The organism is Bacillus sp. GW821-FHT01G09 (assembly GCF_059422205.1).
Genome location: NZ_JBWKWL010000002.1, coordinates 451,542 through 467,534 on the forward strand (window position 1 = coordinate 451,542; position 15,993 = coordinate 467,534).

The 15,993-nt window shown below is 41.8% G+C and carries 13 protein-coding genes and 1 pseudogene; 7 read left to right on the top strand and 7 right to left on the bottom strand.

Features of this window, described 5'->3' with window-relative positions; genetic code table 11:
- Positions 1-1,130 (bottom strand): annotated as a pseudogene (locus AC07VD_RS07820) (MGDG synthase family glycosyltransferase).
- A 91-nt stretch (positions 1,131-1,221) separates the two neighbouring features.
- On the opposite strand from AC07VD_RS07820, the gene AC07VD_RS07825 reads away from it, so the two are divergent.
- Entirely contained in the window at positions 1,222-1,773 is a 552-nt protein-coding gene (locus tag AC07VD_RS07825; RefSeq protein ID WP_003245777.1) for a YkoP family protein, read from the top strand.
- Between the two features lie 27 nt (positions 1,774-1,800).
- Here the strand turns inward: AC07VD_RS07825 and AC07VD_RS07830 are convergent, their stop codons facing one another.
- Positions 1,801-2,613 (bottom strand): metallophosphoesterase, encoded by an 813-nt coding sequence (locus AC07VD_RS07830; protein ID WP_015715771.1) that lies wholly within the window; start codon positions 2,611-2,613, stop codon positions 1,801-1,803.
- Positions 2,614-2,805: 192 nt separating this feature from the next.
- On the opposite strand from AC07VD_RS07830, the gene AC07VD_RS07835 reads away from it, so the two are divergent.
- Together AC07VD_RS07835 and AC07VD_RS07840 are read left to right on the top strand one after the other, a co-directional pair.
- Positions 2,806-4,500: a DUF6044 family protein gene (locus AC07VD_RS07835; protein ID WP_160832125.1), complete on the top strand. Its 1,695-nt coding sequence runs from the start codon at positions 2,806-2,808 to the stop codon at positions 4,498-4,500.
- A 12-nt stretch (positions 4,501-4,512) separates the two neighbouring features.
- Positions 4,513-5,526, top strand: coding sequence for a glycosyltransferase family 2 protein (locus tag AC07VD_RS07840; protein WP_087960816.1), 1,014 nt, complete (start codon positions 4,513-4,515; stop codon positions 5,524-5,526).
- A 25-nt stretch (positions 5,527-5,551) separates the two neighbouring features.
- Here the strand turns inward: AC07VD_RS07840 and AC07VD_RS07845 are convergent, their stop codons facing one another.
- From AC07VD_RS07845 to AC07VD_RS07855, 3 genes are all read right to left on the bottom strand, one after another.
- The gene (locus AC07VD_RS07845; protein WP_160832124.1) at positions 5,552-7,387 is read right to left on the bottom strand and encodes a DNA ligase D; all 1,836 of its coding nucleotides are present in this window, start codon (positions 7,385-7,387) and stop codon (positions 5,552-5,554) included.
- A 3-nt stretch (positions 7,388-7,390) separates the two neighbouring features.
- Positions 7,391-8,275: a non-homologous end joining protein Ku gene (ku, locus tag AC07VD_RS07850; protein ID WP_440615922.1), complete on the bottom strand. Its 885-nt coding sequence runs from the start codon at positions 8,273-8,275 to the stop codon at positions 7,391-7,393.
- Between the two features lie 87 nt (positions 8,276-8,362).
- Positions 8,363-10,765, bottom strand: a complete 2,403-nt coding sequence (locus AC07VD_RS07855) for an EAL domain-containing protein (RefSeq protein ID WP_024572506.1) — start codon at positions 10,763-10,765, stop codon at positions 8,363-8,365.
- A 180-nt stretch (positions 10,766-10,945) separates the two neighbouring features.
- Between AC07VD_RS07855 and AC07VD_RS07860 the strand changes: the two genes are divergently transcribed.
- The 4 genes from AC07VD_RS07860 (at position 10,946) to rsgI (ending at position 14,823) form a co-directional block, all read left to right on the top strand.
- Positions 10,946-11,611 carry a DedA family protein gene (locus AC07VD_RS07860; protein WP_024572507.1) on the top strand — a complete coding sequence of 222 codons (666 nt, stop codon included), beginning with the start codon at positions 10,946-10,948 and terminating at the stop codon, positions 11,609-11,611.
- 256 nt (positions 11,612-11,867) lie between these two features.
- A complete protein-coding gene (locus AC07VD_RS07865) occupies positions 11,868-12,662 on the top strand; it encodes a TerC family protein (RefSeq protein ID WP_003245669.1) in 795 nt (264 codons plus the stop codon).
- Positions 12,663-12,925: 263 nt separating this feature from the next.
- Positions 12,926-13,681, top strand: a complete 756-nt coding sequence (sigI, locus tag AC07VD_RS07870) for an RNA polymerase sigma factor SigI (RefSeq protein WP_003245855.1) — start codon at positions 12,926-12,928, stop codon at positions 13,679-13,681.
- Positions 13,678-14,823 (top strand): anti-sigma-I factor RsgI, encoded by a 1,146-nt coding sequence (gene rsgI, locus AC07VD_RS07875; protein ID WP_134155294.1) that lies wholly within the window; start codon positions 13,678-13,680, stop codon positions 14,821-14,823. The genes sigI and rsgI overlap by 4 nt, the downstream gene beginning before the upstream one ends.
- Before the next feature lie 10 nt (positions 14,824-14,833).
- On the opposite strand, the gene sspD is transcribed toward rsgI, so the two are convergent.
- Entirely contained in the window at positions 14,834-15,028 is a 195-nt protein-coding gene (gene sspD, locus AC07VD_RS07880) for an acid-soluble spore protein SspD (protein ID WP_003218568.1), read from the bottom strand.
- Between the two features lie 130 nt (positions 15,029-15,158).
- Positions 15,159-15,860, bottom strand: a complete 702-nt coding sequence (htpK, locus tag AC07VD_RS07885; protein ID WP_003245220.1) for a transcriptional regulator HtpK — start codon at positions 15,858-15,860, stop codon at positions 15,159-15,161.
- Positions 15,861-15,993: the final 133 nt, after the last annotated feature.

Consider the following 15,993-nt stretch of genomic DNA (forward strand, 5'->3'; position numbering starts at 1 on the left):
CTACACTCTCTGTTTCAGGAGAGTGTTTTTTTGTTTCATAAGATTCTTTTTAAAACATCTTCAATCTTCCTATCAGACATTTCGCCAAGGTATCTATTGACGTGTTTTTTATACTCCTTCATCTGTTCGTTCGATTGAAAAAATGCCGCGATATACTCTTCTGCTTTCTTCATGTCCCAGTTTCTCATATCTGTGACGAGTTTCCTTTCATGTAGAAGGTTTAAATTCATTTCCTCCTGTCCCGGCAGTGCATGATAAATAAATACCGGAAGCCGTTTCTGTAAGCATTCACTGATGGTCACGCCTCCGGGTTTAGTCATGATGCCTGTCGACTGTTCGTACAAATGGTTCATCTCTGCTTTGCTGTGAAGGTAAGGAATCGCCTCAATCAAGGGGTGGTGTAAACTTTTGACATAGGAGTAGAGCTTTTCGTTTCTGCCGCATAATATTTTGTATAAGATCTTTCCGCCTGGCGACAGTTCCTGCACCCATTTTAAAATCCCGCCGACCCCCATACTGCCCCCTGTGATGATGATGGTATATGGCGGGTGGTGCTGCAAGGTATCTGCTGATTCCATTTCAAAATTTCGGTGAACTGGAATACCGGTCAAGTATATGTTGTTCTGATCGATCCCCTCTGATATTAGCTGCTTCTTTACTTCCGTGCTCGGAACAAAATGGTAATCAATGTTCTTCCGTCCCCATAATTGATTTACGAAAAAATCAGTGTATACATTCACAACCGTCAGATTCGGATATTCAGGCTTTAATCGGTTCAGCAGATAAGAAGGCAGCGCATGTGTGCAGAAGGCGATATCAGGCTGTTTTTCTCGGAGAATGTGCCTCATTTGCTGTGTGAACAGCCATTCGTACATGAAATAGCGTTTATCATGCTGAAATTCTCCGCAGGCGAGGAGCCTGTAAATGCCGCTGTACGTTTTCGGGAAATATTGAATCCATTTTAAATAAGCCACGGAGGACAATTTTTCTAACCGTCTATACGCATGTGAAAAGATATCAATCTTTTCAGCTGCCAGCCCTTGAGACTCTAATTCAGCCTGCAATGCATCAGCCACATGATGATGGCCGGTGGAAATGCTTAAAAAAGGAAAAATGAGAATGTTTTTCATGACAGTCCTCCTTAAAAAATATGGCAACTATATTTTGAGGAGAACGTTCACAAAATATAAGGGTGTTTTTGATCATAAGGAAGGTGAAAAGATGAAAACCTGTTTCCTTTCCATATGGAGAGTGGTTGACCCGATTTATTTCTTTTTTTCAAGGCTAAGCTTGATTGACAACGATCAAAAAAGCGTTTTTCGAGTCAGGCTGACGAAGTATAAAGGACATCATGTCGTACTGAGCGATGGAACGCATATTAGAAAAAATGATGTGCTCGTTAAAATTCATCTGCACAATATTAAGCTGATAAGAGAACTGCAAAGCATTGAGAGCGCGGTCAGAAAAGGAATCATTATTTATCAGAAAGTATATCAATCGATGCCGCTTCTTCTTGACTATATCAACAATCATAAAAAAAGCGAGAAAATCAAAGGAATCATTGGGATTACAATGCTTGACAAAGGTGTGGAAAGGCTCGGCTTTGATGTGATCACCCCGGTGAACCCTTTTTACAGGTGCTTTAAAAAAGTGTCCCATGTGCCGATTTTATATTTGACTTCAAAGCCTGTGAGCTTGCGGCATTTACCGAATTCATCCTATTTGTTTATCTCAAAAGAAAAGCTGCAGAAAACCTATCAAAAAAAAGACTGATGCCTCGGTCAGCACAGTCTTTTTTGATTAAATCTGATGAAATGTCACTTCAGGGCGGCTTCCGACACGGATATTTACGCCGGTTTGTCCCAAGCCCTCGCTGATATAAAATGGTTTATCGTGATGATAATGAAGGCCTTTAATCATGTTCATTCGCACGAGCTTTCCCATTTTCACCAAATGATACGGTTTTGGCCAGTGAATTTGCCCGCCGTGAAAATGCCCTGACAGCAGGTAATCATAATGAACATCTTTCATATCCAGAATAATATTTGGGTCATGTGTTAAGACAAGATGATAGCCATTTTCCAGACTTTGATAAGAGCCGGTGATATTACTCCGATTCGTACTGTAATCATCAATGCCGATAATATTGACTGGCCCTGCAGCCGTCTCGATTCGAACATGTTCATTTTGCAGCGTAATACAGCCGTTTTCCTCTAAAACTCGCTTCAATCTCCGAAAGTCCTCTTCTTTCAATACATAATCGTGGTTACCGAACACCGCGTACATTCCATATGCAGGCTTTAGCTTTTGCAAGGCGTTCAAGTAACCTGCCAGCTTCGGAATATTACGTTTCCGATCAAGAAAATCCCCGGTAAGAGCAATGATGTCCACAGGCTGATCTTTTGTTAAATGATACAGCTCCTCAGGTGAGACTGAAATGTTTTCCAAGTGAAGATCAGATAAATGAAGGATATTTAATTTTTTTCTGGCTGGAAGGCCGTCTTTTTGGTCGATTGAAATGGTGTTGACTTTCACATCTTTTGTATTGCGGTTCGCTTTATATAGAAATGGCACAAATACGAGTATGGCCAATGAAAGTAAGATTGTAAACAAAATATATCCCCTCCCTTCTATCAGTATAGTAAGTGATCAAGCCCTATGGATAGCGGGAATTAATGGGTAGAGACAGGCTGAAAAACGGATTGTCATATGATGAATGATTTGGAAGGGAAAAGGGATAATAAATTTTGACACATGAGGCAGAACATGCCGACGGAGTCAGAATAACAAATGGATGTGTAAGCAATGTTACGATTGATGAGACAACAAAAAAAAGAAACATATTATCTCTGGATCGCATTATTTCTTCTTTTATTGTATGTATCCCCGCTTTTTATTTTAAAGGAAGATGCCCATATCCGGGTCCACGATAATTTAGATTCCAACATCGCTTGGTACAAGGTTCTGGCCGATAGCGGAGAAATCGTCGGCAAGGTTGACGCTGCCATTCCGCAAATCATTAACGGGCTGCCCCGGGATGCCTTTGGCACCGAGTGGAGCGGAATTGTTTGGCTCCATGCTTTCTTTTCTTCCATGACCGCCTATGCAATAAGCCAGACGGTTACAAGAGTTGTCGCTTTTTTTGGAATGTATGTGCTGCTGAAGAAACATATAATCCCGGAACCAAAAGCGGCTTTCATCCGAATTGGCGTATCGCTTGCATTTGCCTTAACACCGTTCTGGCCTTCGGGAATGCTGAGTACGCTTGGGTACCCTTTGGCACTGTGGGCTTTTTTAAATATCCGAAAAGGGGATATCTCATGGAGAGAGTGGCTGACGCTGGGCTTGCTCCCTCTATACTCAAGCTTTGTTCTAGGCTTCTTCTTTTTCCTGACAGGGATGGCGTGTTTTTGGCTGTATGATGCCATTACAAAAAGAAGATGGAATTTGATGTTCTTAGGCAGTATTGCATTTATGACGAGTATTTATCTTTTCGTTGAATATCGGCTTGTCTATTCGATGCTGTTTGAGCACGCACCGATGCATCGTATCGAATTTATCTCATCCAGGCATGACGTTTGGCATTCTCTTCGGCTATCCGTAAAAAACTTTGTCTATGGCCATAATCATGTGATGACCGTTCATACCGTTGTCATCCTTCCGATCCTGATGGTCGTATTTGCTGCTCTGCTGTTCAAACGAAATCGGACAAAGCCAGAAAATGTTTATCTGTTTTTATGTGTGCTTAATTACGGGTTGTCATTATGGTATGCGTTTTGGTTCAACAAAATTTGGGCTGTTCCAAAGCAGAAATTTGCCTTTTTAGCAGAATTTAATTTTGCCCGTTTTCATTTTCTTCGGCCGCTTGTTATATACGTGAGCTTTGCACTTGCTTTATATCTCATTTGGCGGATGGGGAAAGGATGGAAATGGCTTGTGTACGCCGCAGTCGCTGCACAGCTGATGGTGTTGGCGCCTTTTAATGAAGAATATACGTATGGCGTTCATTACAACGCGCCGACATTCAAGGAGTTTTATGCATCGGAGCAATTCAAAGAGATTAAGGAATATATCGGACGTCCGCAGGATTCGTACAGGGTGGCGAGCATCGGACTGCATCCGTCTATCGCCCAATATAACGGGTTTTATACGTTAGATACGTATAACAATCTGTATCCGCTTTCATATAAATATGAATTTAGGAAAATCATCGAAAAAGAGCTGGAAAAAAATTCTCGGCTGAAACAATACTTTGATGAATGGGGCAGCCGCTGCTACCTTTTTGTCGATGAACTCGGTAAACGATATGATTTCAAAAAGAACTCGAAGAAAACGATCAACAACCTTCAATTAAATATAGATGTATTTAAAAAAATGGGCGGACGGTACATTTTTTCTTCAGTTCCGATCATGAATGCTGAACAAAACCATCTCGCGCTCGTTAAGACGTTTGACCATAAAGATTCCGCCTGGCGCATTTATTTATATGAAACAAGATAAGGAGGATATCGATTGAAACAGTCACAGCCAGTATTAACCATCGTCGTTCCGTGTTTCAATGAAGAGGAAGTGTTTCAAGAAACAAGCCGTCAGCTGACAGAGGTTGTAGATGATTTAATTGAAGAAAAATTAATTGCTGAAGACAGTAAAATTCTGTTTGTCGATGATGGCAGCAAAGACCGCACTTGGGCTTTGATTGCTATGGAGAGCATTAGAAACAAGAAGATTACCGGCTTAAAATTAGCCTGCAATGTCGGCCACCAAAAAGCGCTTTTAGCCGGACTGCATAAAGCGAAGAATAAGTCAGACTGCGTCATTTCGATCGACGCTGATCTTCAGGACGATATCTCTGTGATCCGGGATTTTATGCTGAAATATCATGAGGGCTGCGAGATCGTTTACGGTGTACGCCGGAGCAGAAAAACCGATACCTTTTTCAAGCGCACGACCGCGTTAGGGTTTTATCGTCTCATGAATAAGCTTGGGATTAAATTAATTTATAATCATGCTGATTTTCGTTTAATGAATAAAAGGTCCCTCGAAGAGCTTGAGCGTTATCCGGAAGCGAATCTGTTTTTAAGAGGTATTGTCCCTATGATCGGCTTTAAATCGGCCGAAGTTTTGTATGACCGCAAGGAACGCTTTGCTGGCAAAACGAAATATCCGCTGAAAAAGATGCTATCCTTCGCTTTTAACGGGATTACTTCATTCAGTGTCGCACCAATTCGATTCTTTACGCTTTTAGGGTTTGTTTTGTTTTTCCTCAGCGCTGTGGCAGGGATTGGCGCGTTTATTCAAAAGCTGCTCGGCCATACGAATGCAGGCTGGGCGTCTCTCATCATATCCATTTGGTTTTTGGGCGGGCTGCAATTGATGGGAATTGGAATCATCGGAGAGTATATTGGAACGATTTTTTCTGAAGTGAAAAGACGGCCAAAATACGCGATTGATATTGATTTGTATAATGAGCAGCTGAGCCCGCTTCAGCGCCAGGAAAAAGAGCGGTTAGAAAAAAAGTACAGTTAAACACGGAAAGAGCTGACTTCATTAGTCAGCTCTTTTTCTTCAACTGATGCAATATGGCGCTAAGCGGTTCGTCTTGCGGGTTGCGGTAAAAATCAAAAAATGGGCAGCCCTGCTTCTTAATTCGATCGATGACCGTATCAATTGTAAACAGAGCGGGTGTTAAAGATGATTGCACCTCATGCCAGTAGAGCGGGGCTGCGACAGTCCCAAGCTCATTTCCTCTCGTCGAATAGGGACAGATAATCGTTTTTCCTTCTGCGTGCTGCAAATAATCAAGATACAATTTGCCGTGTCTGTTTTTAATCAAGCGTTCAGTGGTAAAGAGCTCGGGAAATGCATTGGTGCAGTACTCTGCGATCAGCTGTGTAAATTGGCGTGTTTCTTCATACGTAAATGCCTCGGGAGACAAGGGAATATAAAGCTGGATGCCTTTGTTGCCGGACAGCTTCGGGTACGATGTGATGCCAAAGGAATCCAACAGCCGCTTCAGTTCATTTGCGGCCTGCACGGCCATAAGAAAGTCATCTCGCGAAGGAGGGTCTAAATCAATGACAATCTCAGCCGGACGCCTGCTTTTAATGGTTTGAAAAGGAACGTGAAACTCCAAAGCAAGCTGGTTGCAAAGCCATAGCAATGTAGACATATCCTCACAGACAATATGTTCATGGCTCCCATCATAGAAAGATTGAACAAAATCCGGCGCATAGTCCGGCTTGTTTTTTTGGAAAAATGATTCGCTCCTAGATCCATGCGGATAGCGGATGACGGTGACAGCACGGTTTTTCAGAAATGGGAGCAGGTAGTCACTGACTTCAATCATATACTGAATAAAATCTTCTTTTGTTTTTTTATTCTTTTCAAATATGATTTTATCCAGGCTTGTGAACTGGAGCTTTGGGTGAACGGGTTTGGAGTGTCGTATGACTTGCGCATATGTGCATTCGGTCCAGTCCATTTGGAATTCGAAACCGATAAACGATACCTCTCTTAATGTACCTTGGAGAATTGTTAAGTATTGAACAGCTGCACAAATCGAAGGTTCAAGCGTAAACTCGCCTGAGGGTGTTTGATGTCCATGCTGTTCCATAATCTTGCGTATAGCGCTTTTTTCCTCATCGCGCATTCCGTGCGAGACAGAGGCAATCGGTGTCATTATTCCGTTTTTTAATACCGATACCGTCAGAAACCCGTTATTAGGGTTGAATCCTGTTATGCAAACATAAGCTTGTTTAAAGTTTTTATATTTGAGCCAATCGGACGACCGCTTCTTTTCAAGCCATTTGCTGTTTGTTTTCTTCGCTACAATTCCTTCTCCGTCATATTTTATTACCATCTCCCAGAGTTGATCAAAATGATCATAACAGGGAATGGATTGAATGGTTTCTTTTGCGTAAGGATTTGGAGATGCAGGAAGCTTTGCTGCGGATATGAGATCATGCAGCGATTTTTTGCGGTCCAAATACGAAAGAAGCGTTACATCTTTTCCGCTTCGCTCTAACAAATCAAAGGCGAGAAAGCAGCACGGCCGCGCGTTTGCCGATTCCTGAATCTTGTCTGGCCTTTTCAAACGCCCCCGCACTTGAAGGTGTTCAAAATCTGCACGACAAGGATTCACCAAACATACGATTTCACCATCAAGTGTCAGCGGAAGCTCTTTTTCCATGTGCTGAAAGGCAGTTTTGGCGAATTGTGTGATTTCAGGGAAGGTGCTGCTGAGCTCCACACCATTTCTGCTGGTTAAGGTCACACCTGAAGAATGGATGCGGAGAATACAGCGGTACCCATCATATTTTACTTCGTAACGCCATTCTGCTCCGATTGGCGGTGACGAAGTTAAGACCGGCTGCATGGTAAACGCCATGGGCTATGACGTGCCGGAGGCTTTTTTTCTAGTTGTTTTTTGTTTTTTATCTCCGGCTCCTTTCGGTTCAGCGGCTTGTGCAGGTGCGGCAGCCGGTGTCTCCCGGTTCGGCCTTCTGGTTCTGTCGATGCTGGCTTGCAGAGCGCTTACCAGGTCAATGACATCTTCACGAGGTGGCGCTTTATCAGGAGTGACAGCCGTTTCTTTATTTTCTAGCTTGTCGTTGACTCTTTGCAGCAGCGCCTGTCGGTACGTGTCTTCATATTTCTCAGGCTCAAACTCAGCAGTCAGTTCATCTATTAATGTGATAGCAGTTTGCAGTTCCTTATCGTTTACATTCGATTGATCAGGTACACCTGGGACATGAGCGGCGCTTCTGACCTCATCCGGATAATGGATAGACTCCATGACGATACAATTTTCATAAACGCGGAGAATCGCCAGCTGCTGCTTTGACCTGATTGTCAAATTGGCGATACCGATCTTTCCGGTTGAGCGCAGCGCCTCACGCAGCAGGGTATAGGCCTTCGTCCCATTATCCCCGGGGCCGACAAAGTAGGAGCGGTTAAAATAAATCGGATCAATTTCCTGAAGCTGAACAAAGTCAACAATCTCAACTGCTTTCTCCTCATGCTCCTGTTTTAAGCTTTTTAAATCTTCGTCCGTCAGCACTACATATTTGCCTTTTACATATTCATATCCCTTCACAATTTCATCAGGACTAAGAGTTTTTTCGCAATTTGTGCAAACTTTCTCGTATTTGATTGGTGCGTGATCCTCTTTATGGAGGCTGCGCAGTTTAATATCTTTATCTTCTGTGGCCGCATATAGCTTGATGGGGATGTTTACTAATCCAAAGCTGATCGATCCCTTCCACATTGTATGCATATCGATAAACCCCTTTTTTTCTTTAGTGTGAAGAGAAGGAGTACGATTCATGTGTAGTAACTTATGGGTGAAAAAAAGCCGGCGCAGTTATTGCGACGGCTGTTCAATAATGAATTGTTCGAATTGTTCCGGAGGTATTGGCCTGCTGAAAAAGAAGCCCTGCAAATGGTCGCAGCCTTTTTCAAAAAGAAGCTGCTTTTGAGCTGCATTTTCCACACCTTCGGCAATCACCTGCAAAGACAGCTGATGCCCCATGGCAATAATAGCTCCGGTAATTTGCTCTGATTTAGGATGGGTCTGAATATCGTCAATAAATGATTTGTCAATCTTCAGCCTGTGAATCGGGAAGTCCTTCAAATAGCTAAGAGAGCTGTGACCAGTACCGAAATCGTCAATACTGATTCTGATTCCTAATTCTGTTAGGGATGATAAAACCTTTTTGGAGTGATCGAGATTGTCCATTGTCATGCTTTCCGTCACCTCCACTTCAAGAAGCTGCGGGGGAAGCTGGTATTTATTAAGCGTATCCTTGATGAGGGGAATCAGATCTTTGGATTGGAACTGTCTGGCGGAAATATTAATGGCGACAGAAAGATCATAGCCTTTGTCATGCCAAATCCTTGCCTGCTTGCATGCTTCATCTATAATCCACTTTCCGATATCAATAATAAGTCCCGTTTCTTCTGCAACACCAATGAATTCTCCGGGCGGACGCAGCTGCCCGTCTGGTGTCACAAGGCGTATCAGTGCTTCTGCTCCTGTCATTTTTTGTTTTTTTACACTGAATTGCGGCTGATAATGCAACACAAATCTATCGTTTTCGATTGCTTCTCTGAGTACCATCTCTTGGTTAAGCTTGACGGTTTCTTTGTTGCCGATTGAAAAAGAATAGTATCTGTATTTGCTTTTGTTTCGTTCTTTAGCCGCATACATCGCCATATCAGCCTTTTTCATCAATTCAAGTCCATCCGTCCCGTCTTTTGGAGATATCGCAATCCCGATACTGACAGATGTGACAAGGGTGTGATCTTGAATTTTGAAAGGTTTTTTGAATTTTTGGATAATTTTTCTTGCTAAAATATCTGCTTCGCCTGTTCCTGTATTGGCATCTGTTAATATAATAATAAATTCATCACCGCCAAGACGGGCGATAAATCCGTTATCAGGGACTACAGATGACAGGCGTTTAGCTGCAAACTGAAGCAGTTGATCACCGACATTATGCCCTAATGCATCGTTAATCACTTTAAACCGGTTTAAGTCGAGAAAGAATACAACGGTGTTATAATGCAAGGAATGCTCGCGATTCAGCACCTTTGTTAGATGAGAGATGGCATGCCTTCTGTTAGGTAAGTCTGTAAGTGAATCATAATGAGCCATTCTATGGATTTCTTTTTCTGCTTTGTACTGCTTCGTCATGTCTTTGCAAATGACATAAATGCTGTCTAGTTCCTGATTGACCTCAACAGGTATAAGCGTAATATTTAAGTGGAACTGGCCTTTTTCAGTGATAAGATCGCTATCGCTGTTCATCGCTTGTTTATCTTTTTTAACTTGCTCAAAAAGGCGCTTAATCTTCTGTGATGTATAATTCCTCCAGTCATGCATGCTGAAGCCAAATTTGCTGATCATTTCCTCACCAGCGTGATTGGAAGATATTATGTCTCCTTCTAATGATAAAATAAAGATTGCATCAATATTGTGGACGATTAAAGACTGAAATCGCTGTTCGTTATCCTTTATGCGTTCGCTCTGTTTAATAAACTTTCGATCTGCATGGGAACTGAATAACAATAACGTTTGGATACAAAAAATAATTAAAGTAACAAAAATTGACCAATGAAACGTTTGCACCTCCATATGGCTTCCGGGCGGAGCCATGTTCTTATGGAAAGTTGCCGCAAGCATCCCTGTGTAGTGCATGCCCGAAATCCCAATACCCATTACAATTGAACTGATGACTTTATAGAATATAAGATGCTCAGAATGTTTTTTCACGGCCAAGTCAAAGAATATTTTTAACGAGACGAAAGAGGCTGCGATCGCAATGATAATTGAAACTGTAAATAAAATCGGTTCGTAAATAATCATTACCCGGGAAATGGCAGACATTCCGATATAGTGCATAGAAGCAATAGATGCGCCAAGTACAACTGATCCGGTAAGCAGTCTGTAATATGTAAGAATGTGCCGGCTGACAAAATATAATGACACAAATGATCCCGAAACAGATGCGCCAATGGCTGCCATTAAAGGCATGAATTCATATTCCATCGGCATTTCCATATGGACGGCCATCATCCCTACAAAATGCATTGACCAAATACCGAATCCCATAATAAGTGAGCCGCCGATCAGCCAAATTTTACTTTTTAAGCCTGTATTGATGGTGACTTTCCTTGAAAGTTCAAGGGAAATATACGAGGCGGTACAGGCAATTAGAATAGATAAACATATGAGCGTCGTATTATATGTAACGTGTATTTCCAAATGGAGATTCCCCCCGTATCGTGTGTTCCAGTCTTGTTGACTCTCTTTATTATCGGCTGCTTAACCGCAGAGTTTCAGCCTTCAAAACGATAGAAATACGAGGGAGATCTATTTTTAGTTCAAATGACCGTGAAAAATGTGTTAAAATCATCTTGACGTTTTCCGAAAAAACAAAAATGTATGATACATAAACATGAGACAAGGGAGTTGGTGGCTATCGAAGAGTTGGTTATGTCATGGATAGAAGCATTTAAAAGCTTATCTTATTTTGGAATATTTCTAGCGCTCAGCATTGAGTTTATTCCAGCCGAAGTCGTCTTGCCGCTTGCGGGCTATTGGGTATCTAAAGGCGATATGACACTTGCCGGCGTTGTTTTGGCAGGATCGCTTGGAGGAGTGGCCGGTCCGCTTACGCTGTATTGGATAGGCCGGTACGGAGGAAGGCCGTTTCTTGAACGTTTTGGGAAGTATCTCTTTATTAAACCTGAAGCGCTTGATAAGTCAGATAATTTTTTCAAAAAACATGGGGGCTTTGTCGCGTTCAGCGGCCGTTTCTTGCCTGGCATCAGGACATTGATTTCCATACCGTGCGGAATTGCAAAAATGAATGTTTGGGTGTTTTCGCTTTATACATTCATTGCTATGCTTCCGATTACATTTGTATATGTTTATCTCGGTGTGAAGCTCGGTGAAAATTGGAAGGAAGTCGGCTCTATTCTTGATCAATATATGCTTCCGATCGGGATAGCGATTTTGGCGCTGTTCCTGCTCTACTTACTGATGAAAAAGAGGAAGAAACGCACGCATTCCGAACAATTATCTGTATTTTTAAAAAATAAACGTTGACAAATCATTGCGCTGCGCATATCATTGACGTATAAAATCATATTTCTTGAAATCCCAAAGGGGAGTAGCGTCCGGAATGTACTCCGGAAACAAAGTCGTCATTTCATGGATTGTATCCATCGGCTTTGTTGGCATGCCTGAATTCATGTCTAGCAAGACCTTTGCCTTATGTCGGCAAAGGTCTTTTTTGCATGGTCCGGCCGGCATAAGATCGGATGAAGAGAAAGAAAACAACTTTTTTGGGAGGGTATCATTTATGGATGCAGCATTATTATTAGAGTATGGTTGGGTTCTTCTCGTCTTGATCGGGCTGGAAGGGATTTTAGCCGCCGATAACGCGCTGGTTATGGCGGTAATGGTAAAACATTTGCCGGAGGAAAAAAGAAAAAAAGCGTTATTTTATGGATTGGCAGGGGCTTTTGTTCTGCGATTTGGCTCTTTATTCGCCATTTCATTTTTGGTCAACGTATGGCAGGTTCAAGCGATTGGCGCGATCTATTTGCTGTATATCTCAGCAAGCCACTTATTGAAAAGATATGTATTTAAGAAAGAAGATACACATAAAGAGACGAAGCAAAGCGGTTTTTGGCCGACTGTTTTAAAAGTTGAACTGGCAGATATCGCGTTTGCTGTTGATTCCATCTTAGCAGCAGTAGCGCTGGCGGTTACACTTCCTGGGACATCACTCCCGAAGATCGGCGGACTTGACGGAGGACAATTTCTCGTCATTTTGGCCGGCGGTATCATCGGACTGGTGATCATGCGGTTTGCGGCTTCCATGTTTGTGAAGTTATTAAAGGAACGTCCAAGCCTAGAAACAGCAGCCTTTGTGATTGTCGGCTGGGTCGGAGTGAAGCTTGCTTTATATACGCTTGCCCATCGCGACATAGCGGTTGTTTCTGAGCACTTTATTCATTCTGGAACATGGAAGCTGATATTCTGGGGTGTCTTAGCAGCAATCGCGGTTTGCGGCTGGTTTATGTCAGGTGGGAAAAAACAGCCGGAGGGCGCACAAAACGAACAAAAAAACAGCACCCGTGAACGGGCGTAATCTGAAAGACTCTGCTTAAAAGCAGAGTCTTTTTGTGTTTGAAGCGTTTTCATAAGCGAAATAAAATAACATTTTTATAACATCTTTGTTACAAAAAACACGCATAAAACCCCCTTAATTCTTTAGAAAGGCACGAAATCATGTATAGGACGTCAGAATGGTTTGTCATAATTGAGACATTGGAAATCAATATTTCTTTTTCTCCTTTGCGAATCCCTATCAAATTAGCTATCATTAATGAGTAGTTATAGGGAGGAACTGAGGTGAAACCAGTGCTTAGCCTTTTGTTTAAATTGGGAAAAAAGAAGCAAACACTTGAAAAAGCTGTTGAGAGTATACAAAAAGGCAATAAAGATCTGCAAAATGAATTAATACAGCAATATAAGCCATTTATCGCAAAGACGGTTTCATCCGTTTGTAAACGATATATAGATGAAAAAGACGATGAGTTCAGTATTGGACTGATCGCGTTTAATGAAGCTATAGAAAAATATTCACCTGAAAAAGGAAATTCTCTGCTCGCATTTGCTGAGCTTATTATAAAAAGAAAAGTCATTGATTACATTAGAAAAGAAGCCAGAAGCGCACAAAATATAAATATTGATTTACAGGAAGGAGACGATCAGGAGTCATCACAAAGCCTGATTGAAGCCGAGCTTTCCATTGATGAATACCGCCGTCAGATTGAACAGGAGCAGAGGCGGGAGGAAATCCTCTATTTTCAAAAGCAGCTCAAGGATTATGGTTTATCGTTTAAAGAACTGCTTGAAAATTCTCCAAAGCACACGGATGCAAGGCAAAACGCCATAAAGGTGGCAATGACGCTTGTTGAACATGAAGAATTGGCCGCTATCCTGTATACAAAGAAGCAGCTTCCGGTCAAACAGCTTGAACAGCTTGTCTCTGTAAGCCGAAAAACGATTGAGAGAAACAGAAAATATATTATTGCGATGTGTATTATCATTACGGGTGATTATATTTATTTAAAAGATTATCTTAAAGGGGTGCTGCACTCATGAGAAGAGGGATTATAGTAGAGAAAAATAAAAAATTCGTCACGTTGCTGACCCCTGACGGACAATTTTTAAAAGCCAAAAATGATCGACACAGCTATGAAATCGGTGAAGAAATCATGCTTCCGAGTGAAACACGCATGGGCAGAAGGGCCAGCTTTTTTGATTTTTTTAAACTGCGCCCTTTCAAAATGGGGATTTTTACGATGACTGCTATTATGCTTTTTATTTTTATAGTTCTCCCCGTTTTTTCTAATAATAAGGCCTATGCGTATATGACAATCGATATCAATCCAAGCGTCGAAATGGCGTTAAACAGCGATTATGAAGTGATTGAACTGACACCTCTAAACGATGAGGGACAGAAAGTCGTGAATGATATAGATGATTGGGAGAAGACTGATTTTAAAAAGGTGATTGACGATATTATAACCGACTGCAGTGAACACGGGTATGTAAAGAAATCGAAAGAAATATTGATTTCCACTGTTTATGAAAACACAGAAGACAATACATATAAAAAGGCTGTGAAAAAACAGCTGAATGATGTGACTGAAAAATATAAAACGACATACCGCATGGAATCTCTCGAGTCAGATATGCAAACGAGGGAAAAAGCGAAGAAAGAAGGCGTCTCAACAGGCAGCTACATCAAATCAAATGAAAAGAATGACAATAAAGATTTAAAAGATGACTCCAGCAAACCATCCGGAGAAGAGGATCAAAAGAGTGATGAAAATGAGGATGAAAACACCGATCAAACTGACACCCAGGACAGCAAGCAAGGAGATAATGAACAGCTGAATGATGCGGATTCCGGAGACCAGAAAGAAGATAAAGCGGATGACCAGATTGGTGATAGTGACAAAGATAAAAAAATAAAGGAATCAGATGAAAACACAAATACCGAAAAAGATGGGGACCATGAGCAAACCCCAATACAAGATCCTCAAGATAAAGGAAATGAAAATAACGGCGCTGACAAGGGCCAAAGCCAATATCACAGGGACTGGAACAATGGTGAACAAGGCAAGAACCGTTCTTCGTCGAGAAGGGATAACGCTTCAGACCGACGTAATCCAAACGGCTACAGCAGTGATAATAATTCAGCTCAAAATGAAGATTCGCCGAGTGCCCCCGGCGAATAAAGACCTGAATTTATTTAGTTGTGCCATTTAATTGTGATTGTGCTTGCTGTACCAGCCGCTTTGTCATTTCTCCGCCTACAGAGCCGTTAGCGCGTGCGACTGTATCAGAACCAAGGTTCACACCGAATTCTTGAGCCACTTCGAGTTTAAATTGGTCTAGTGCCTGCTCCACCCCTGGAACAACGAGTTTATTTCTGCTCGCCATCTTTTTCATCTCCTTTTTCGATAAAGAAATTCTTAACGCGTATTTAGTTTGAAATATACGGGGTTTATTTATGCTGGCAATTGTTGTGGAGAAAAATAAAACCCCGGCCTCTGAGCCGGGGTGGCGCAGACTATAGAATGTCTGCTGTCATTTTATGTGCGGTTGCCTGAATATGGAATGTCAAAATGGAGAGGACTGTAATGGCGATAATCTGTCTGATTTTAAGCCATTGGCTGTCATTCAGTTCTTCAAAACGGTGACGGAGACGCTCTGTCTCCTGTTCGGCGATCTCCTGCAGATTTGATTCTTTCATGGAAGGAGTATCTTGGTGATGGATGGCATCAAGCACATATGCGCAGCTTTCATAATAAGCAATCGGGCTGATGACATCATCAGATCTGTCTGAGATTGTGTTAAAGGCCACTTTTAAAATAGCCCGTATGTGTTCAAAGTCATAAATGGATTTTAAATCACGTACAATTAAAAGAATAACTGCCTGTTCAATTGAGTATTTTTTGCCTAGCTCAGGGTGTCCGATCAGATCTTTGATATCACGCTTTACCCAGTTTTGAATCGCGGTTGACTTTAACGAAGTCAGCTCGCATAAGTTGCCAAGCTCTACGATTTCATTTGTAGACAGACCGTATTCTTTTTTCTGTTTTTTTCGTTCGTATCTTGTAAGAAATTCAGGAATTTCTAGGTGATTGGCTGCTTTTTCTGCTGACATGTTCGCTGATTGGACGAGAATGTCGAGCGGGCTATGTTCTCCTTGTCCTTTTAGGGAATAGAGCAGCCGCACCATATCGGTTCGAGAGAGTTTAAAAATGTTCATTGTTCACCTCTTTAAACAATTTGACGCGGATATAGGTCTATGTATAAGTTCAAAATTCAAGCGTCAGCAAATTACATTAACATCATACGTCGAATTCCTTGCATTTTCAAATGGATGTTTTATAATTTAAATA